The sequence below is a fragment of the Neisseria sp. P0001.S005 genome, assembly GCF_051963715.1.
The window spans coordinates 1-404 of sequence record NZ_JBQCTZ010000681.1; the positions used below are offsets into that span (position 1 = coordinate 1).

The window sequence follows — 404 nt, forward strand, 5'->3', positions numbered from 1 at the left end:
TAGGCGTATTCGGCGGCTTCCATCAGATTCAGACGGCCTTCAACCTGCCCTATTATCTGAAAAACCTGCTGTGGTTTGCCTTGCCTGCTTGGCCGCTGGCGGCATGGACACTCAGCCGCACGCGTATCCACGATAAAAACTGGGGTATTCTGAGCCTGTCGTGGCTGGTTATCATGACAGCCCTACTTACCATCAACCCGCAAAGCCTACAAGACAACCTCGTTTGGCTGTTGCCCCCGCTCGCCCTTCTCGGCGCTGCACAACTGGACGGCCTGCGTCGCGGCGCGGCGGCATTTATCAACTGGTTCGGCATCATGGCATTCGGTTTGATTGCCGTCTTCCTGTGGCTGGGCTTCTTCGCCATGAACTACGGCTGGCCTGCCAAACTGGCCGAACGCGCCGCC

Annotated in this window: 1 pseudogene; it reads left to right on the top strand. The window is 58.4% G+C overall.

Annotated elements, in window-relative coordinates:
- Positions 1-404: pseudogene (locus ACTHSP_RS22350) on the top strand (glycosyltransferase family 39 protein); the annotation flags it as partial.